Source organism: Novosphingobium fuchskuhlense, assembly GCF_001519075.1.
Lineage (GTDB): Bacteria > Pseudomonadota > Alphaproteobacteria > Sphingomonadales > Sphingomonadaceae > Novosphingobium > Novosphingobium fuchskuhlense.
The window spans coordinates 1,629,654-1,647,584 of record NZ_KQ954244.1; the positions used below are offsets into that span (position 1 = coordinate 1,629,654).

A 17,931-nucleotide genomic window follows, 5' to 3' on the forward strand; every position below is an offset into this window, starting at 1 on the left:
TGAGCCAAGTGCCGCCTCGAAGAACGGCTCGACCGGAGGATTGCAGCCCTGTTCCGGCCTTGCTGCGAATGTGATTCATCCGGCCTCCAAGAACAAGACTTGCATTGATTTTTTTTGCCGTCAGAATTGGGACTTCGCGCCGCCGCCGTGGATAAGTTTTTTCCGCGCTCCGCACCGCTCAGCGGCAATCCTCGATCACCCGCCCCAGCTCGGACCAGACCGGCAGGACGAGCGTTTGCGCGCTGCCCATTTCCAGCATGAACCGGCCGCGGCTGAAGGCGATCGCATCGAGCAGCGGATCGCGGACGTTGAAGGCGATTTCGAAGGGGATCGCCGCGTTCTGAACCAGTCCGGGGGCCCCGACCGCCGCGGCGGTGAGCCGGCGCGAGGTGCTGCTGGTGGTGATTGTGGCCGGGACCGTGCCTGAACCGAACCCGGCGCGCTGGAGCACCACTGCCGGGCGGCTGCGATCGCAGCGCAGAACGGCGAGTGCGCCGGCACCGGCGGTGCCGAAGCGCGCCTCGCTGCCGGCGGCATCGGCGCTATAGGTCCAGCTTCCGGGCGTGGGCGGCAAATCACGCCAATTGGCCCCGGCAATGCGCGGGGCGGGCGGGGGCGGCGGGGCCGGTCGCGGTGCAGGGGCAGACGGCTGGGACGCGGTGGCGGTGGTGCTCCGGTGCGGTGCGGGGGAAGGCTGCGGCGGCGAGCCCGCGCAGCCGGCAAGCGCCCACGCACAGGCAAAGAGCAGAGCGGAAGCGCAGGCTGGGCAGTTGATCTTCATGCACCGGGTATGGAAGAGAGCGGCGGTGACCTCAAGCCGCTCCGCACCGCCATCGGGCAAATCGAAGATCCGCATCGACCAGCTGCTGGTCGAGCGCGGCCTGGCCGAGAGCCGGGCGCGCGCGCAGGCGTTGATTCTGGCCGGCCATGTCTATTCGGGCGAGACCAAGCTGCTGAAGGCGGGCCATGCGCTGGCCGCCGATGCCGCCATCGAGGTGCGCGGGCGCGATCACCCCTGGGTTTCGCGCGGGGGGATCAAGCTGGCCCATGCGCTGGCCCATTTCCGGCTCGATCCGGCGGGCGCGACGGCGATGGACATCGGCAGTTCGACCGGCGGCTTTACCGATGTGCTGCTGACCCATGGCGCGGCGCATGTCTTCGCGGTCGATTCGGGCACGAACCAGCTGGCCTGGAAGCTGCGGCAGGACCCGCGCGTGACGGTGCTGGAGCAGACCAGCGCGCGGATCCTGACGCCCGCGCAGATCGACCGGCCGGCGACATGGGTGGTGTGCGATGCGAGCTTCATCGCCTTGCGCAAGGTGCTGGAAGTGCCACTGGCGCTGGCGGCGCGGCCGACGCGGCTGGTCGCGCTGATCAAGCCGCAGTTCGAGGTGGGGCGCGGCGAAGTGGGCAAGGGCGGCGTGGTGCGCGATCCGGCGCTGCACGAACGCGTCTGCCGCGAGGTACAGGACTGGCTGGAAGGCGAGGGTTGGGCGGTTCAGGGCATCACGACAAGCCCGATCACCGGGCCCGAAGGCAATGTGGAGTTTCTGATTTCGGCGCTCCATGCGGGCGGCGGTTAGAGGCGGTTGATAGCGGCGGCTGGGCGCACCGTTGTCTCGCCCTGGGGCACCATGCGCTTGCAAAGATTGCCTAGCGCGCGCGGCCCCGCCAATATCCCCGCGCCGGCTTGGCAACGAATCGCTTTTTACCGGACGCCCGGCGCGGAGATTTCTCGAGCACATGCGTTATCTTGCCTCTCCTGCCCAGCTGCGCGCCAGCCTGCTGCGCTGGTCCCTGTTTACCGTGCCAGCCGTTCTGGGGCTCGGGTTCGTATCCAGCATCGTGGCGAATGCGGGGCCGCAGAACCCTTGGTTCGCCGCACTCGCAAAGCCTGCGCTTTATCCGCCGCCGGCAACCTTCGGGATTGTCTGGTCGCTGCTCTACGTGCTGATCGGGGTGGCGCTGGCGATGGTGGCTTCGGCCCGCGGCGCGCAGGGGCGGGGCGTGGCGGCGGCGGTCTTCGCGCTGCAGCTCGCGCTCAACCTGGCGTGGAGCCCGGTGTTCTTCGGCCTGCACCAGATGACGATCGCGCTGGGCATCATTGCCGCGATGATCCTGCTGATGCTGGCACTGATCCCGCTGTTCTGGCGGGTTCGGCCGCTGGCGGGGGCGCTGCTCCTGCCCTATATGGCGTGGATCTGCTTCGCCTCGGTGCTCAACTACCAGTTCCTCGCGCTCAACCCGATGGCTGATGGAGCGCAAGGATCGGAAGTGCGCGTGCAGATCTGATCCGCCGTCTTTGTGATTTTGCCCGGGAGCACGCCTTGCGCCGCGCGGCGTGAAGCGCCATTTGCGGGTGAGTGAATTCGTCCAGAAGGCCAGAGCCATGCAGTCCGAGAACCCGATGATCGCCGATTTCGTCAAGCTGCTGAACAGCGCCGCGGGCACGCTGGCGGGCATGGGCCGCGAGGCGGGCGAGACCGCGCGCGAGAAGCTGCGCGAGACCTTTGGCGGCATGGACTTCGTGAGCCGCGAGGAATTCGAGGTGGTCAAGGACATGGCCACCGCCGCGCGCGAGGAAGCCGAGGCGCTGAAGGCCCGGATCGAGGCGCTTGAGGCCAAGCTCGCGGGCTGAGGCCCGCATTCAGCCTATCGTCATTGCTTCGCTACGCTCGCATTGACGTAGGGTTGGTGTTCGCGGCCCGGTTGCCTTAAAGCCCCGCCGCCTTGAGCGCCTGATCGAGATCGTCGATCACGTCGTCAGGATCTTCCAGCCCCACGTTCAGCCGCAGCATCCCTTCACCAACCCCCATGTCGGCGCGGGTTTCGGGCCCCACTCCGTGGTGGGTGGTCGAGGCCGGGTGGCACATCAGCGAGCGCGAATCGCCGATGTTGTTGGAGATATCGACCAGCTCCAGCGCATCGAGCAGGGCGTGCGCCTGCGCGCGGCCACCGGGGACGTCGAGGCTCATGATCGAGCCGCCGGCCTGCATCTGCTTTTGCGCCAGCGCGAATTGCGGGTGGCTGGGGAGGAAGGGGTAGCGCACCGTGGGCAGGCGGCTTTCGATGAACTGCGCGACCTTCAGCGCGTTCTCGCTCTGGCGGCGTATGCGCAGATCGAGTGTTTCGAGGCCCTTGAGGACGACCCAAGCGTTGAACGGGGCGATATTGGGCCCGGTGTTGCGCTGGAAGGGGAGGAGCTTGCCGTCGATGAACTCTGCCGAGCCCGCGACCGCGCCGGCGAGGACGCGGCCCTGGCCGTCCATCATCTTGGTGGCCGAATAGGCGACGACATCCGCGCCGAAATCCATCGGGCGCTGGAGCGCGCTGGTGGCGAAGGCATTGTCGACCACGGTGGTGATGCCGTGCTGGCGGGCGAGCATGCAGACGAACTCGAGATCGACGAGGTCCATCGTCGGGTTCGCCGGGCTTTCGAAGAAGAAGACCTTGGTGTTCGGGCGGATCGCGGCTTCCCATGCGGCGTTGTCGCCCGCGTCGATCGTGGTGCCGCTGATGCCGAAGCGCGGGAGCAGGTTGTCGACCAGCCAGCGGCACGAGCCGAATGCGGCCTTGGCAGCGACGATGTGATCGCCGGCGGAAAGCTGGCAGAGGAGGGCCGTGGTCATCGCGGCCATGCCGCTGGCCTGCGCCCGGCAGGCCTCTGCCCCTTCGAGAAGGGCGATGCGCTCTTCCAGCATCTGCACCGTGGGGTTCTGCAGGCGCGAATAGGTCATGCCGTTGTCTTCGCCGGCAAAGCGCGCGGCGACCGTGGCGGCATCGTCGTAGGAATAGCCCGAGGTGAGGAAGAGGGCTTCGGAGGTCTCGCCCATTTCCGAACGCCAGGTGCCGCCGCGCACGGCCTGCGTTGCGGGGCGCCAGCGGGCGGTGATCGAGCGGTCCTGTCCAGTCGTGCGCTTCATGAGGCGGGCCTTAGATTCGCGAGGGGACGTGCGCAAGCTGGACCATTGCCCTACCGGCGCTTCGTGGCGTATGCGCGCGCCTTCCATGACGCTGCTTTCCCGCATCACCACCCCCTTCACGGGTCCGCGCCGCGCGCATGGCGATCCGCTGGTGTGGTGCGCGGCGATCACGCTCGCGTTTCTGGCGGTTGTGCTCAACCGGCTGGGCACGCCTTCGAAGATCGTGTTCGACGAAGTGCACTACCTGCCCGCAGCGCGGCGGCTGATCGCGCTGACCAGCCGGCTCAATCCCGAGCATCCGCTGCTGGGCAAGGAGTTCATCGCGCTGGGCATGCTGCTGTTTGGCGACGGGCCGTGGGGCTGGCGGCTGCCCAATGCGCTGCTGGGCACGCTGGGCTTCTTTGCCGCGACGCGGGCGATGTGGTGGGCGAGCCTCTCGCGGCCCGCCACACTGCTGTTTGCGCTGCTGCTGGCGACCAACTTCATCTGGTTCGTGCTGAGCCGGATCGCGATGCTCGACATGGCGATGGCGAGCATGATGGCGCTGGCGTTCTGGCAGGCGGCGCTGGCGTTCAGAAAGGGGAGCGAGGGGCGGAATGGCTCGCGGCTGCATCTGGCGCTCTGCGGGGTATTTCTGGGGCTCTCGCTGGGCGGCAAGTGGAACGGCGCGCCGATCCTGGCGCTGCCGGGGCTGCTGTTTGCGTGGGACCGCTGGTGGGCGCTGGCCGGGCGTCGGCGCGGTTTCCTGATCGCGCGGGATGCGGGACCGATCCCCGGCGTTTCGCTGCTGGAGGCGGCGGCATGGCTGGGCGTGGTGCCGCTGCTGGCCTATTTCGCGACCTTTGCGCCGGCGTTCTTCTACAAAGTGCAGCCGCTGACGCTGCGCGGGCTGATCCCGTGGCAGGCCTATATGCTGCAACTGCAGGACAGCGTGGTGAAGCCGCACCTCTACCAGAGCCGGTGGTGGCAGTGGGTGTTCAATCTGCGGCCGATCTGGTTCTTCTACGCACCGTGGGACGGGGCGCAGCGCGGGGTGCTGATGATCGGCAATCCCTTCACGATGCTGGCGGGCCTGCCCGCGCTGCTGCTGTGCCTGTGGGCCGGGCTGCGGCGCGGCGACCGGCTGCGCGGGGCGGTGGTGGTGCTCTATGTCGCCAGCCTGATCTTCTGGGCGATCAATGGCAAGCCGGTGCAGTTCTATTACCACTACGCGCTGGCGAGCGTGTTCCTGATGGCAGCGCTGGCGCTGGTGCTGGCGGGCTGGTGGGAAAAGGGGCGGCGCTGGCCGGGGGCGCTGACGGTGGTGCTATCCGGGATGCTGTTCGTGGGGTTCTACCCGATCCTTTCCGCAGGCGCGCTGCCGGGGAAGAATTCGTATCGGGATTATACGTGGCTGGATAGCTGGCGGTAAACAGCAGGGAAAAATAGGGACAGTCCCCAAGAAATAGGGGGACTGTCGCTATTTTTCCCTGCTGTTCAATACTTGCCCCAGACGAACTTGCTCGAAAGCGCGAAGTTCCACACCGAGCCGAGGATGATCCCGCCGACGACGGCGAGCAGTTCGTGGACGCCAGTCGATTTGAGCACGGCCGCCGACCCCACATTGGTGAGCAGGCCGAGCGAGCAGGTCAGCGCAAACTGCGCCCAGCCCTTGAGCAGCGGGCCGAAGCCGCGCAGGCGCTTGTCGGAATACGTCAATTCGTTGTTGAGCACGAAATTGAAGCTCATCGCGACGGTGGCGGCGAGCGTATTGGCCAGCACGAAATATTCGTTGCCCGAAAGCATCGTGGCGGCCGTGTTGTGGCCGAGCAGGATCTTGATCAGCTTGAGCGCGACCACCTGGACGATGACTCCGAGCGCGCCGACCGTGCCGAACAGGGCAAACCGCGTTGGCAGGATGCGTCCGAGCCATTTGTCGTAGAGCCCGACGAGGAATTCGAAAACCACGGTCTGATCGAGCTTGCTTTCGCCTTCGGTGCGGGCCGCGAAGTTCAGCGGGAATTCCTTGACCCGCAGCGGTGCATCGACCGTGGCGAGAATATCGAGCAGGATCTTGAAGCCCACGCCCGAAAGGCGGTGCGCATCGGCGCGCAGGGTTTCGGCGCGCAGCATGAAGTAGCCGCTCATCGGATCGGAGAGCTGCACGCCGGTGACGCGGCGGGCGATGCGGTTGGCAAGGCCCGAGGCCTTCACGCGGTCGGGCCGGCCCCAGGCATCGGTGCTGGCCCCTTCGGCGAAGCGCGAGGCATAGGCGACATCGAACTCGCCGCTCTCCACCGCTTCGTACATGCCGGGGAGCAGCGCGGGATCGTGCTGGTGATCGGCATCCATCACCGCAACGATCGGCGCGGCGGTGGCGCACATGCCCTCGATCGCGGCAGAGGCCAGGCCGCGGCGGCCAATGCGCTCGATCACGCGGACGCGCGGATCATCGCGGCCGATGCGGCGCGCCTCCTCGGCGGTGCCGTCCGGGCTGTTGTCATCGACGAAGATGGCTTCCCAGGACAGGCCCCGGAGCGCGGCGTCGAGCCGCTCGATCATGGGCGCGATGTTCTTGCGCTCGTTGAATGTGGGCAGGATTACGGCGAGTTGCAACATGGAGCGCGCGCTTACAGCCTTGCGAGGACCGCGTCACCAATTTCCGTCGTCCCCGCGCTTCCGCCGAGATCGCGCCCGAGGACGCCATCGGCAAGGGTGCGTGCAACGGCGGCCTCGATGCGGTCCGCCGCATCGGCGAGACCGAGCGAATGGCGCAGCAGCATGGCGGCCGAGAGGATCGTCGCCATCGGGTTCGCCAGACCCTTGCCGGCGATATCGGGCGCGGAGCCGTGAATCGGTTCATAGAGGCCGAATGTACCGTGCGCGGTCTGGCGCGCGCCGAGCGATGCGGAGGCGAGCAGGCCGATCGAGCCGACGCACATGCTGGCAAGATCGGAGAGGATATCGCCGAAGAGATTGCCGGTGACGACGACATCGAACTGGCCGGGGCTCTTCACCAGCTGCATCGCGGCGTTGTCGACGTACATGTGTTCGAGCGCGACGTCCGGGTATTCCCTGGCGACTTCGATCACCACGTCGCGCCAGAGCTGCGAGGTTTCGAGGACATTGGCCTTGTCGACCGAGCAGAGCCGCTTGCTGCGGCCCTGCGCCGCGCGGAAGCCGGCATGGGCGATGCGGCGGACTTCGCTCTCGTTGTAGGACATCATGTCCCAGCCCTCGCGCTCCCCCGAAGCGGTGGTGCGGAAGCCCTTTTCGCCGAAATAGACATCGCCATTGAGTTCGCGCACGATCAGCAGATCGATCGCGCCGGCGACCTCGGGCCGCAGTGCGGAGTGGCTTTCGAGCCCGGCGAAGACTTTGGCAGGGCGGAGATTGGCAAACAGGGTCAGGGCCTTGCGCAGACCGAGGATCGCCTGTTCGGGGCGCAGGTGGCGCTCCAGCGCATCGCAGGCGGGATCACCGACCGCGCCGAACAGCACGCCGTCCGAGGCTTCGGCCAGCGCCAGCGTTGCGGGCGGCAGCGGGTGGCCGGTGGCGTGATAGGCCGCGCCGCCGACAAGGGCTTCCTCGCGCTCGATACCGAGGTCCAGCGCATCGAGAACCCTGAGCGCTTCGCGCGTGACTTCGGGGCCGATGCCGTCACCCGGCAGAACTGCAATCTTCATCAAGCTCATCCTCGGAAGAAATCTACGCCGCGCCGCCGTCGATCCGCTTGAATCGTTCGATCAGGATGGCGCGCGCCGCCATACCATCGCGGCGCGGATCGGCAAGCAGGTGCTTTGCAAGCGAAAGGCCCTGCCGTTCGAGCCGGGCCAGCAGGCTTTCCCAAGGCTCGTCTGCAGGCGGGGGCTGGGCATGGCCATAGCCGACTTCCTGAATCAGCAGGGCCTCGTAGGCGGCGACGGCGCGGGCCCAGCCGCGCGCGGAGGGGGCATGGCAGATCGCATCGAGCACGGCCTCGAGCGCGCCGTGGATGGCGGGGAAAGGCTGGCCTTCAGGCAGGGCGCGCGCGGTGAGCGTGGTGACCCAGCCAATGCCCGCGCTCGCCAGCGGTTCGCCAAGCCAGGGGCCGCGGCTGGTGACAAGCTCAAGCCTGGCCGAGGGCAGCTGGCTCATGGTGCGCGCGGAAAGTTCGGCGGCGACGCAATTTCCGGGAATGAGCACGGGCCTCAGCGTGCGGCCGCGCGCGCCGGCTACGTAGCCGGCGACAAGGCCGTGGTCCGCGGTCAGCAGGCGCACGACCGCGCCGTGCTCGCCGTGGGCGCGCGCGGCGCAGAGAATGGCAGGGGCCCTTATGAGCATTGGCGGATCAGCATGGCACGGCATCCGTGTGGAGATTGCCACAGGTTGCAGCAAGCCGTTGAACGGATGAATCCCCCGTTGGAACCGGCGGCAATCTGGGCTAGCTTGTATCACATGAAACAGCTCTTCCAGCATGCTGCCGTGACGGAGGGAGTGACAGTGCGCGTCGCTGTCAATTTCCTGCCCGAACAGTCGCGCATCGATGCCGGCAAATGGTTCTGGGTCTATCATATCCGGATCGAAAACGGCTCAGATCAACCGATCCATCTGCTGACGCGGCACTGGCGCATCACGGACGGTCGGGGCATGGTCAACTACGTCGATGGCGATGGGGTGGTGGGCGAACAGCCGCTGCTCGCGCCGGGGGCATCGCACGACTATGTGTCCGGCTGCCCGCTGGGCACGCCGCACGGCAGCATGGAAGGCCACTACACGATGCAGCGGGCCGATGGCTCGCTGATCGAGGTGGCGATCCCGTTCTTCCCGCTCGCCGCGCCCGCGACGGCCAACTGAGCCTGCGGCTTTCGACATGAAGCGGACCCATCTGCCGCTCAACGGCCTGCGCGTGCTCGATGCGGCGGCACGGCACCTGTCCTTCACGCGCGCGGCGGATGAGCTGGCGGTGACGCCGGCCGCTGTTGGCCAGCAGATCCGCGCGCTGGAGGACCTGCTCGGCGTGGTGCTGTTTCGCCGGACGACCAAGGGCCTTGTCCTCACCGACGAGGCGGCGGCGGGGCTTGATGCCATCCGCGAGGGTTTCCTGCGCTTCGAGGAAGGCGTGCAGGCGATGCAGGCCGGGCAATCGAGCCATGTCTACACCGTGGCCTGCCCGCGCGACTTCTTCGCGGCGTGGCTCTCGCCGCGGCTCGCGGCGTTTCGGCTGGCCAATCCCGGCCTCAGGTTTGCGCTGGTCGGCAATGACGGGGATCTTGATTTTACCGAGGCAAATCTCAACCTTGCAGTGCGCTGGGCGGAGGGGCCGGGCGATCTGGAAGGAATCGCGCTGGGCGAGCCGCTGATGCAGGTCGTCGCGGCGCCCGGTGCGGGTGCGGATGCACCGTGGATCGCCTGGCCGGGCGATCCCGCGCCCGAGACCGAGGGCCGCGAGACGCAGTTTTCGGTGGGTGACGGCGGCACCGCGATCAGCGCGGCGGCCGCAGGCCTCGGCAAGGCACGCGTGCCGCTGATGCTGGCACAAGGCGCGATCGCGGCGGGCAAGGTTGCCGCGCTGGGCGAGCCCGATCGCTGCCGCCGTGCCTACTGGCTTGTCGCGCCTCTGCCGCAATGGCGCCAGAAGAAGGTCAAGGCGCTGGTCGCGGCGCTTTCGAAGGCTGCCGAATAACCCCGGCAAGCCAAGGCCATTGCCCGGAAATTTTGGGTTCGATTCGGGTATGAATTTCTGGCGATTTGTCGGTATTTGCCCGTCCGGATTGAGAAGGCGTTAACTCCCGAGGCCGTAAACTGCCGAAATGGCAAGTGGCGGTTCTTCACCGGGTCTGCGCGAAAGCGCAAGGCGCTGGCTGCGCGGCAGTCTCCGCAGCCTGCATTGCTATGGCCGTCACTGGCGGCAGCGCCATGGGGACGCCTTCACGCTGGCCTATGCCCGCAGCGTTTCGCACCGCGCGCCGCTGCTCTACCTCGCGGTGATCTTCAACACCCTGCTGGTGGCGTGGTCTTTCCATACGCGCGCGCCGGTGGCGATGCTCGCAGTGGCCCCGGTGATCATGGTCCTTGCTGCCAGCCGCGCGGTCTACTGGATGCCCAAGCGGGTTGCCGGTCGCCCGGTGGAACAGCTGCGGCTGGACATCGATGCCATGCAGCGCCTTGGCGGCTGGGGGGCGCTGGTGTTCGTGGCGTGGTCGCTGGGGCTCTATCCCTACGGTGATCCGGGGCAGCGCGAACTGCTGCACTTCGTGATCGCGGTAACCATGTTCGCCGCGATCCTGGGCATGGCGCACGCGCCCGAAACGGCGATCCGGCTGGCGCTGGCCTTCACGCTGCCATGGAGCCTGTTTGTCCTTGCCAGCGGGCACGACGATGCGATGGCGATCTCGCTCGCGCAGGTCTTCGTGACGGCGATCCTGCTGACGATGACCCAGGTCCAGCACCGCGATTTCGTGCGGCTGGAGCTTTCGCGCCAGTTACTGGCGCGACGAGAACGGCAGACTGCCGAACTGGCCAGCGCGCATTACCGGCAGGCGACGGTCGACCACCTGACCGGCGGACGCAACCGCCGCGCCATTCTTGCCTGCCTCGAGGAGCATATGACCGGGCCGGACGATCTCGTGCGGCCCTGGCTGGCTTTGTGCGATCTCGACGGCTTCAAGCATGTGAACGATACCTATGGCCATGCCGCAGGCGATCACGTGCTGCGCACCGTGAACGAGCGTATCGGCAGCGCGGAGCAGGTGCTGGCGCATGGCCGGCTTGGCGGGGATGAATTCGCCATCCTGTTCGACGGCGCGCTTGGCACCGATGCGGTCGTCGCCGTCGCGCAGGGGATTTCCGCGGCCATTCGCGAGCCGATCCGGTTCAACGGGGCCACGCTGCGGCTCTATGGTTCGATCGGGCTTTACCGCGCCGAGGGTGGCTCGGCCTCGACCTGCCTCGAACGCGCCGATGCGGCGCTCTACAAGGCCAAGGAACTGGGCGACGGCGCAATCGTCGCGTTCGGGCCGGATGACGAAGTGGCGCTGCAGCGGCGCATCACAGTGATGCGCCAGTTCAACGATTGCGCGCTCGAGGACTCGCTGCGGCTGCTCTACCAGCCGATCTTCGATTGCCGCGACGGGCGCATTGTCGGCCTGGAGGCGCTGGCGCGCTGGTCGCCCGACGGGGTGGAATGGCAGGCGCCGGGCGAGTTCCTCGCGATTGCCGATGCGACGGGACGCACGGGCGAACTGACCCGGCTGGTGCTCGCCCGCACGCTGGCCGAATGCCGGCCATGGGAAACCGGTCTCGAAGTTTCGATCAACCTTGCCGCACGCGATGTGGTGCGCGACGGCCTCGCGGAAACGATGGCGCGGATCGTCAAGGACGCGGGCGGCAACCCGGCGTCGGTCATGCTCGAGGTGACCGAGCGCGCGCTACAGCAGGATCCGAAGCGGGCCGCAGCCCAGCTCATCGCCTTCCGCGAGGCGGGCTTCCGCATCGCGCTCGACGATTTCGGCGCGGGCTGGTCGAGCCTCTCGCAGCTGCGCGATCTGCCGCTCGACCGCATCAAGCTCGACCGCGAACTCGTGGGAGCGCTCGCTACCGATCCCGGCGCACGCGCGGTGACGGGCATGATCGTGGCGCTGGCCTGGCAGCTGGGCATCGGCTGCTCGATCGAGGGCGTGGAAAGCGCGGCGCAGGCCGAGGCGGCGCGGGCACTCGGCATCAACCTCATGCAGGGCTACCACTTCGGCCGGCCCGAACCGGCAGCCGCCGCGCTGCGCGTCTACGCGGGGCTTGCCGTGCCTTTAGCAGTGGGTATCGGGTAGCAACACTTCGCGCAGGGCGCCGCGCGGATTGATGCGGCGGAACAGGTGGCCATGCTCGCTCCATAGCACTAGCACGAGCGCGCTGAGACCGCAGCCGAGGAAGGCCAGCGCGAGGGGCCGCGCCGTACCATCGTAGGCCAGACCGAAGAGCATGCCGAGGCCCGAGCCGATCACCATGCGCAGGAACGCCTGCACCGAGCTGGCCGCGCCCGCCATATGCGCGAAAGGCTGGAGCGCGATTGAGCTGAAGTTCGCGCCGATGAAGCCGACCATGCAGATATTGAGCGCGATCACGGGCATGAATTCGAGCAGCGTCTCGCCCGGGCGCGAGGCGTTCCAGACCTGCAGCGCGCTCAAGGCTATCGAGATGAGCACCGCGGCGTGGCTGACCCGGCGGGCGCCGAAGCGTTCGACGATGCGCGAGTTGAAGAAGCTGGCAAAGGCCATGCACAGTGCGGTTGCGCCGAAGATCAGCGGAAAATAGGCGCCCGCGCCGAAATGCTCGCCCACCAGCTGCTGCGCGCAGTTCACATAGCCGAACAGCGCGCTGAGGATGAGGCCGCCGCCCACGACATAGCCGAACGAGGCGCGGTTGGAGGCGGCGGTGACCATGTTGGTGGCGATGGCGCGCGGCTGGATCGGCTGGCGGTTGGCCGGATCGAGCGTTTCCTCCAGCCGCAGCCAGACCCACAGGCCGACCACGAGGCCCATCACGGCCAGCAGCGCGAAAATCCAGCGCCAGCCCGCGACCATCAGCACGGCAAGCCCGATGCTGGGCGCGACCATCGGCACGAGCATGAAGATCACGGTGATCGTCGACATCTGCCGCGCCATCGCGTCGCCGCCGTGCCGGTCACGGATGATGGCGCTGGGGAGCACCGAAAGCCCCGCGCTGCCGAGCGCCTGGGCGGCGCGCAAGGCGAGCAGTGTGTTGAATTCGGTGACAAGCGCGCAGCCGAGCGAAAACACGATGTAGAGCGCGAGGCTGCACAGCAGCACCGGACGGCGGCCGTAGCGGTCTGCCAGCGAGCCGGGCACGAGCGCGCCGAGCCCCGCGGCGAGCAGGAACACGCCGACGATCAGTTGCCGCCGGTTGGGATCGCTGATCGCAAGTTCCTGCGCTATGCCGGCGAGCGCGGGCAGCATGGCATCGATGGCGAGCGCTTGCAGCGCCATCGACATGGCCATCAGCACGACGAATTCGCGCGGCCCCATGCGGGGCGCGCCGGCCGTGCCGGTGGGTGTGGATGGGAGTGTTGCCATGTGTTCAGCCTATAGGCACGTCGGCGCCTTGTTCCCAGCGCTTTATGCTGCACTGCGAAAAGGGGTAGTGTGACCGCGATGTCTGCAGCAGCGCCCCACGAACCGCCACCTGACAGGGATGACGAGGAGACCGCCAGCGCCTTGCGCAAGGTGATCCATATCGACATGGACGCCTTCTTCGCGAGCGTGGAACAGCGCGACAATCCGGCGCTGCGGGGCAAGCCCGTGGCCGTGGGTGGCTCTTCCGCGCGGGGCGTTGTTGCAGCGGCCAGCTATGAGGCGCGGGTGTTCGGGGTGCGTTCGGCGATGCCTTCCGTGCGCGCGGCGCGGCTGTGCCCCGAACTCATCTTTTGCCCGCCGCGCTTCGAGGTCTACAAGGCGGTCTCGCGGCAGATCCGGCAGATATTCCTGCACTTCACCCCGCACGTCGAGCCGCTCTCGCTCGACGAGGCCTACCTCGACGTGACCGACGACTTGCGCGGCATCGGTTCGGCGACGCGGATTGCCGAGCTGATCCGGGCGCGGATCAAGGCCGAGACGGGGCTGACCGCGAGCGCGGGGGTTTCCTACAACAAGTTCCTCGCCAAGATCGCGAGCGACCAGAACAAGCCCGATGGCCTGTGCGTGATCCGCCCGGGCGAAGGCGCGGCCTTCGTGGCGACGCTGCCGGTGAAGCGCTTTCACGGCGTAGGCCCGCGCGGGGCGGAAAAGATGGCGGCGCTGGGCATCGCGACGGGTGCCGATCTGGCGCAGCGCGACCTTGCCTTCCTGCGCCAGCATTTCGGGAGCCAGGCCGATTACCTCTACCGCGCGGCGCGGGGGATCGACTTGCGCCGGGTGCGCGCGGACCGGCCGCGCAAGTCGGTCGGCGGCGAGCGCACCTTCGAGCGCGACATCGGCAGCGGGCCGGCGCTGCGTGAAGTGCTGGAGCGGATCATTGCGCTGGTGTGGGAGCGCGTCGAGCGCAGCGGCGCGCGGGGACGGACAGTGACGCTCAAGCTCAAGGACACCGGCTTTCGCACGATCACGCGGGCGAAGTCATTACCGGGTCCGGTGGCGGACGAGGCGCAGTTTGCCGAGGCCGCGCGCGCGCTGCTCGAAGGCCTGCTGCCCTTGCCCGAGCCGGTGCGGCTGATGGGCCTCACCCTCTCGGCGTTGGAGGGGGAAGGGAGCGCACCGGTGCCGACGGGCGCCGATCCGGCAGGGCAGGGGACCCTACCGTTCTGACGCGCCGCACTGCGTCTGCTTGCGGTGCCACAGTTCCAGCGCCACGTGGACGACCGCGCCGGTCTGCGGCGGCAGGGCATCTGGCGCGAAGAAGGCGGCTGCCGCGATTTCGCGCCCGTCCGCGCGGGGCTCGCCCCGGGTTTGCCCGGCGACGAGTTCGATCCGGTTGATCCACCCACCCGGCATCCGGCGCAGATCCGCGCTGAACCAGACCCCGGCGGTGAGTGGACAGCCGGTTTCCTCCAGCAATTCGCGCGCGGCGGTATCGACCGGATCTTCGCCCCGCGTCAGACCGCCGCCGGGGAGCAGCCAACGCTCCGGCTGGTGATAGCTGTGGCGCACGAGCAGCACGCGCCCCGCAGGATCGAACGCGAGGACCCCGCAGCCGCGCACCTCGCGCCGCAACAGGCCCCAGACCCGCAGCCGGATCGGTTGGGCGAGCCGCAGCAGGGCCCGGTGCAGCGGAGGCGGCAGCCGCGACAGCACGCGCCAGGCCGATCAGCCGAGGATCGAGCTCAGGAACCACACCCGCTGCTGGGCCTGGTCGGTCCAGTCGTCGGCCATGCCTTCGGTGGCGTTGTCGCCCGCTTCGGTGGCGGCGGCTTTGGCGGCCCGGATGCGCGCGACGAGCGCGGCGTTGTCGTCGCGCAGCGCGGCGACCATGGCCATGGCGTCTACGCCTTCGCGATCATCGTCGGCAATCACGCTGCGGCCGGCAATGGCGCCGATCGAGGTGAGGGTGTTGCCGCCGTTCTTGCGCACACGCTCGGCGATCACGTCGGTGAGCGCGAAGAGTTCGGTGGCCTGCGTATCGAACAGCAGGTGCAGATCGTGGAACTGCGGGCCCTTGACGTGCCAGTGGTAGTTCTTGGTCTTGATATAGAGCGCGAAGTAATCCGCGAGCAGGCCATTGAGCGTATCGATCAGGGCTTTCGTGGCGTTGTCACCGGGCATGGCTGGTTCCTTCGTGGCGGGTGTAACGTGATGCCCTTTCTACACCCGTTGCTCCGCGATGGCTCACGCAAGTTTCGGGTCAGGGTGATCGCCTCGCTTGATCAATCGCCGCCTCGATCATTCCGAGGGGCGCGGGGCAATGCGCAGCACGGCGGCGCCGGCCAGGGCGGAAACCAGCGAGCCTGCAAGCACGCCGAGCTTGGCATCCTCGACCAACTGCGGTGCGGCGGCGAAGGCGAGCGCACCGATAAACAGGCTCATGGTGAAACCGATGCCGCACAGGAGCGCCATGCCCCAGAGGTGGAGCAGGCCGGCCCCGGCCGGGCGCGCAGCAATGCCCAGCCGCTCGCAGCCGAAGATGGCGAGCATGATGCCCGCCTGTTTGCCCAGGATAAGCCCGAGCGCGATCCCGAGCGGCAGGGGGGCAAGCGGATTGCCGGTGCCGAGTTCGACCCCGGCGTTGGCCAGGCCGAAAAGCGGCACGATGACGAAGCCGCTGACCCCGACGAGCGCGTGTTCAAGCCGCAGCAGCGGGCTGTTCCCCTGCGAATCAAGCGCGACCGGGATGGTGAAGGCGGCCAGCACGCCGGCCACCGTGGCGTGGATGCCCGAGTGCAGCACGGCGAACCACAGCGCGGCGGCAAGAACCAGATAGGGCGGCAGCGCGCGAGCACCGAATCGGTTCAATGCGACCATGGCGGCAAACAGGGCGATTGCCAGCACGAGCCAGCCCGGTTCGAGCGATTCGGTGTAGAAAAGCGCGATCACCGCAATGGCACCTATATCATCGACCACCGCAACGGTGAGCAGGAACAGGCGCACCGCTGGCGGCACCCGGCTGCCGAGGAGCGCGAGCACACCGAGGGCAAAGGCGATGTCGGTCGCGGCGGGAATCGCCCAGCCTCCCCGCAATTCGGAGTGGCCGTGAGTAACGGTGATATAGACCAGCGCCGGCATCGCCATGCCGGCCAGCGCGGCGATCATCGGGAGGTGGCGGCGCGCGCTGTCCGAGAGCGCACCCATCACGAATTCGCGTTTTATTTCAAGGCCTACAACGAGGAAGAAGACAGCCATCAGGCCATCGTTGATCCACGCGTGGAGGGTCTCGAGCCGGCCCACCGGCGTCCACGGCAAGGCATGGAGGAAGAGGTCGTGCCAGGCATGGCCGAACGGCGAATTGGCGAGCGCCAGCGCCGCCCCGGCACAGGCCATGAGGACCAGCCCGGGGGCTGCCTCGCTTGCCGCCAGCTTGCTGCGAAGGCCGCCGAACCCAAGGTTTCTCGCCATTCTCGAACCAATCCTTTGGTCTGGTATCGTTGCAACAATAGGTAATCAGGCGTAATTCAATCCGTGGGGATAGTGCCACTTTTGGCGCGAGGGCAAGTAGATGACGCCGTTTCACACGGCATTGGAGTGGCTCGGCCGTGCCGAGCATGAGCTCCTCCTCTTCGCCGCGATATGGTTCGCGGTGGGCTCCCTCGATGAACTTGGCATCGACCTGCTCTGGCTCTGGTTGCGGCTGACTGGCCGGGTGCGCACCGGCGTTGCCCCCGCCGACAGCGATGCGCCCTTGCGCGGCGTTGCAGCCGTGCTGGTGCCGGCCTGGCAGGAAGCCGCGGTGGTGGGCGCGATGCTCACCCACACGCTCAAGGCCTGGCCCCAGTCGGACCTGCGCATCTATGCCGGCTGCTATCGCAACGACACGGCAACTTTGACCGCGATGCTGGCCGCGGCCCACGATCCGCGGCTGCGGATCGTGGTGCACGATTGCGCCGGCCCGACGACCAAGGCCGATTGTCTGAACCGGCTCTACGCGGCGCTGATCGAGGACGAGACGCGCGGCGGTTTTCGTGCCCGCAGCGTGATCCTGCACGATGCGGAGGACATGGTGCATCCGGCCGCGCTCGCGCTGCTCGACCGCGGGCTTGATGAGGCCGATTTCGTGCAGCTGCCGGTGCGGCCCGAACCCCAGGCGGGCTCGCGCTGGATTGCCGGGCACTACTGCGACGAATTCGCCGAATCGCACGGCAAGGCCATGGTGGTGCGCGACTGGCTGAGGGTCGGGCTGCCCTCTGCCGGAGTCGGCTGCGCCTTTTCGCGCGCCTCGCTGGAAGCCATCGCGGCGCAGCGCGGCGCAGCCGCGCCGTTTGCCGCCGAGTGCCTGACCGAGGATTACGAGTGCGGCCTGCTGGTTGGCCAGATCGGCGGTTCGGCCCGGTTCGTGCGTATGCGCGATGCACAAGGGCGGTTGGTCGCGACGCGCGAGTTCTTTCCGGCAGGTCTCGGCTCCTCGGTGCGGCAGAAGACGCGCTGGATGCACGGCATCGCGTTTCAGGGATGGGACCGCCTCGGCTGGGATGCGCGCCCGCTCGAGTTGTGGATGCGGCTGCGCGATCGGCGTGCCCCGCTGACCGCGATCGTGCTGGCCTCCGCCTATCTGCTGCTGATCATTTCCCCGCTGCTGTTCATCGCCAGCGAACTGGGGGCCTATCACCCGCAGCCGATCGATCCGCTGCTGCGGCTGCTGCTGGTGATCAATTTTGCGGCGCTCGGGTGGCGCTGCCTGCTGCGCGCGGCGTTCACGGCGCACGAGTATTCGCTGAGCGAAGGGATCATGGCGGTGCTGCGGATGCCGCTGGCCAACGTGATCGCGATCATGGCTGGCCGCCGCGCGCTCTCGGCCTATCTCGCCTCGCTCCACAGCGGACGGGTGAACTGGGACCACACTGTCCACCTGAGCCACCCCGCGCTCGTCGCAGTCCGCTGATCCCGGTCTCCGC

General features: G+C 67.8%; 18 protein-coding genes. 9 read left to right on the forward strand and 9 right to left on the reverse strand.

What is annotated here, in order from left to right; genetic code table 11:
* Window positions 1–178: 178 nt before the first annotated feature.
* On the reverse strand, window positions 179–574 hold the full coding sequence (locus AQZ52_RS07670; RefSeq protein WP_067908078.1) for a hypothetical protein: 396 nt from the start codon (window positions 572–574) through the stop codon (window positions 179–181).
* Between the two features lie 232 nt (window positions 575–806).
* Between AQZ52_RS07670 and AQZ52_RS07675 the strand changes: the two genes are divergently transcribed.
* The 3 genes from AQZ52_RS07675 (at window position 807) to AQZ52_RS07685 (ending at window position 2,638) form a co-directional block, all read left to right on the forward strand.
* Window positions 807–1,583, forward strand: coding sequence for a TlyA family RNA methyltransferase (locus AQZ52_RS07675; RefSeq protein ID WP_240481479.1), 777 nt, complete (start codon window positions 807–809; stop codon window positions 1,581–1,583).
* 160 nt (window positions 1,584–1,743) lie between these two features.
* A complete protein-coding gene (locus AQZ52_RS07680; RefSeq protein ID WP_067908081.1) occupies window positions 1,744–2,292 on the forward strand; it encodes a TspO/MBR family protein in 549 nt (182 codons plus the stop codon).
* A gap of 97 nt (window positions 2,293–2,389) precedes the next feature.
* Complete coding sequence (locus tag AQZ52_RS07685) at window positions 2,390–2,638, forward strand: accessory factor UbiK family protein (protein WP_067908084.1); 249 nt, start codon at window positions 2,390–2,392, stop codon at window positions 2,636–2,638.
* 76 nt (window positions 2,639–2,714) lie between these two features.
* Here the strand turns inward: AQZ52_RS07685 and AQZ52_RS07690 are convergent, their stop codons facing one another.
* A complete protein-coding gene (locus tag AQZ52_RS07690; RefSeq protein WP_067908087.1) occupies window positions 2,715–3,923 on the reverse strand; it encodes a trans-sulfuration enzyme family protein in 1,209 nt (402 codons plus the stop codon).
* Between the two features lie 85 nt (window positions 3,924–4,008).
* Here AQZ52_RS07690 and AQZ52_RS07695 point away from each other — a divergent pair, with 85 nt between their 5' ends.
* A complete protein-coding gene (locus AQZ52_RS07695; RefSeq protein ID WP_067909662.1) occupies window positions 4,009–5,334 on the forward strand; it encodes a phospholipid carrier-dependent glycosyltransferase in 1,326 nt (441 codons plus the stop codon).
* A gap of 65 nt (window positions 5,335–5,399) precedes the next feature.
* On the opposite strand, the gene AQZ52_RS07700 is transcribed toward AQZ52_RS07695, so the two are convergent.
* Genes AQZ52_RS07700 through recO form a run of 3 tightly spaced genes read right to left on the reverse strand, consistent with a single transcriptional unit; the run spans window position 5,400 to window position 8,225 of the window.
* Entirely contained in the window at window positions 5,400–6,521 is a 1,122-nt protein-coding gene (locus tag AQZ52_RS07700; protein ID WP_067908090.1) for a glycosyltransferase, read from the reverse strand.
* Window positions 6,522–6,532: 11 nt separating this feature from the next.
* A complete protein-coding gene (gene leuB, locus AQZ52_RS07705) occupies window positions 6,533–7,588 on the reverse strand; it encodes a 3-isopropylmalate dehydrogenase (protein WP_067909665.1) in 1,056 nt (351 codons plus the stop codon).
* A gap of 22 nt (window positions 7,589–7,610) precedes the next feature.
* Window positions 7,611–8,225 carry a DNA repair protein RecO gene (recO, locus tag AQZ52_RS07710; protein ID WP_067908093.1) on the reverse strand — a complete coding sequence of 205 codons (615 nt, stop codon included), beginning with the start codon at window positions 8,223–8,225 and terminating at the stop codon, window positions 7,611–7,613.
* A gap of 114 nt (window positions 8,226–8,339) precedes the next feature.
* Here recO and apaG point away from each other — a divergent pair, with 114 nt between their 5' ends.
* The 3 genes from apaG to AQZ52_RS07725 all read left to right on the forward strand — a co-directional run bounded on the left by apaG (window position 8,340) and on the right by AQZ52_RS07725 (window position 11,707).
* Window positions 8,340–8,738, forward strand: coding sequence for a Co2+/Mg2+ efflux protein ApaG (apaG, locus tag AQZ52_RS07715; RefSeq protein WP_067908097.1), 399 nt, complete (start codon window positions 8,340–8,342; stop codon window positions 8,736–8,738).
* Window positions 8,739–8,754: 16 nt separating this feature from the next.
* A complete protein-coding gene (locus tag AQZ52_RS07720; protein WP_067908100.1) occupies window positions 8,755–9,567 on the forward strand; it encodes a LysR family transcriptional regulator in 813 nt (270 codons plus the stop codon).
* Between the two features lie 127 nt (window positions 9,568–9,694).
* Entirely contained in the window at window positions 9,695–11,707 is a 2,013-nt protein-coding gene (locus tag AQZ52_RS07725; protein WP_082697621.1) for a putative bifunctional diguanylate cyclase/phosphodiesterase, read from the forward strand.
* Here AQZ52_RS07725 and AQZ52_RS07730 read toward each other — a convergent pair.
* Window positions 11,687–12,970: a multidrug effflux MFS transporter gene (locus AQZ52_RS07730; protein ID WP_067908103.1), complete on the reverse strand. Its 1,284-nt coding sequence runs from the start codon at window positions 12,968–12,970 to the stop codon at window positions 11,687–11,689. The genes AQZ52_RS07725 and AQZ52_RS07730 overlap by 21 nt on opposite strands.
* Window positions 12,971–13,048: 78 nt before the next feature.
* Here AQZ52_RS07730 and dinB point away from each other — a divergent pair, with 78 nt between their 5' ends.
* A complete protein-coding gene (gene dinB / locus AQZ52_RS07735) occupies window positions 13,049–14,197 on the forward strand; it encodes a DNA polymerase IV (protein ID WP_067908106.1) in 1,149 nt (382 codons plus the stop codon).
* Here the strand turns inward: dinB and AQZ52_RS07740 are convergent.
* From AQZ52_RS07740 to nhaA, 3 genes are all read right to left on the reverse strand, one after another.
* Window positions 14,186–14,683: an NUDIX hydrolase gene (locus AQZ52_RS07740; RefSeq protein WP_082697622.1), complete on the reverse strand. Its 498-nt coding sequence runs from the start codon at window positions 14,681–14,683 to the stop codon at window positions 14,186–14,188. The two genes, dinB and AQZ52_RS07740, sit on opposite strands and share 12 nt — an antisense overlap.
* 12 nt (window positions 14,684–14,695) lie before the next feature.
* Complete coding sequence (locus AQZ52_RS07745; protein ID WP_067908109.1) at window positions 14,696–15,151, reverse strand: Dps family protein; 456 nt, start codon at window positions 15,149–15,151, stop codon at window positions 14,696–14,698.
* Window positions 15,152–15,268: 117 nt separating this feature from the next.
* Window positions 15,269–16,438 (reverse strand): Na+/H+ antiporter NhaA, encoded by a 1,170-nt coding sequence (nhaA, locus tag AQZ52_RS07750; RefSeq protein ID WP_067908112.1) that lies wholly within the window; start codon window positions 16,436–16,438, stop codon window positions 15,269–15,271.
* A gap of 100 nt (window positions 16,439–16,538) precedes the next feature.
* Here nhaA and AQZ52_RS07755 point away from each other — a divergent pair, with 100 nt between their 5' ends.
* Complete coding sequence (locus AQZ52_RS07755; protein WP_067908114.1) at window positions 16,539–17,918, forward strand: glycosyl transferase family protein; 1,380 nt, start codon at window positions 16,539–16,541, stop codon at window positions 17,916–17,918.
* Window positions 17,919–17,931: the final 13 nt, after the last annotated feature.

Bases quoted from the DNA above. Each gene is read 5' to 3' on its own strand.
- leuB (WP_067909665.1), bottom strand. From the start codon at position 7,588: ATGAAGATTGCAGTTCTGCCGGGTGACGGCATCGGCCCCGAAGTCACG.
- AQZ52_RS07680 (WP_067908081.1), top strand. From the start codon at position 1,744: ATGCGTTATCTTGCCTCTCCTGCCCAGCTGCGCGCCAGCCTGCTGCGC.
- AQZ52_RS07730 (WP_067908103.1), bottom strand. From the start codon at position 12,970: ATGGCAACACTCCCATCCACACCCACCGGCACGGCCGGCGCGCCCCGC.
- AQZ52_RS07700 (WP_067908090.1), bottom strand. From the start codon at position 6,521: ATGTTGCAACTCGCCGTAATCCTGCCCACATTCAACGAGCGCAAGAAC.
- nhaA (WP_067908112.1), bottom strand. From the start codon at position 16,438: ATGGCGAGAAACCTTGGGTTCGGCGGCCTTCGCAGCAAGCTGGCGGCA.
- AQZ52_RS07690 (WP_067908087.1), bottom strand. From the start codon at position 3,923: ATGAAGCGCACGACTGGACAGGACCGCTCGATCACCGCCCGCTGGCGC.
- AQZ52_RS07745 (WP_067908109.1), bottom strand. From the start codon at position 15,151: ATGCCCGGTGACAACGCCACGAAAGCCCTGATCGATACGCTCAATGGC.
- AQZ52_RS07725 (WP_082697621.1), top strand. From the start codon at position 9,695: ATGGCAAGTGGCGGTTCTTCACCGGGTCTGCGCGAAAGCGCAAGGCGC.
- AQZ52_RS07695 (WP_067909662.1), top strand. From the start codon at position 4,009: ATGACGCTGCTTTCCCGCATCACCACCCCCTTCACGGGTCCGCGCCGC.
- dinB (WP_067908106.1), top strand. From the start codon at position 13,049: ATGTCTGCAGCAGCGCCCCACGAACCGCCACCTGACAGGGATGACGAG.
- AQZ52_RS07755 (WP_067908114.1), top strand. From the start codon at position 16,539: ATGACGCCGTTTCACACGGCATTGGAGTGGCTCGGCCGTGCCGAGCAT.
- AQZ52_RS07685 (WP_067908084.1), top strand. From the start codon at position 2,390: ATGCAGTCCGAGAACCCGATGATCGCCGATTTCGTCAAGCTGCTGAAC.
- AQZ52_RS07720 (WP_067908100.1), top strand. From the start codon at position 8,755: ATGAAGCGGACCCATCTGCCGCTCAACGGCCTGCGCGTGCTCGATGCG.
- recO (WP_067908093.1), bottom strand. From the start codon at position 8,225: ATGCTCATAAGGGCCCCTGCCATTCTCTGCGCCGCGCGCGCCCACGGC.
- apaG (WP_067908097.1), top strand. From the start codon at position 8,340: ATGAAACAGCTCTTCCAGCATGCTGCCGTGACGGAGGGAGTGACAGTG.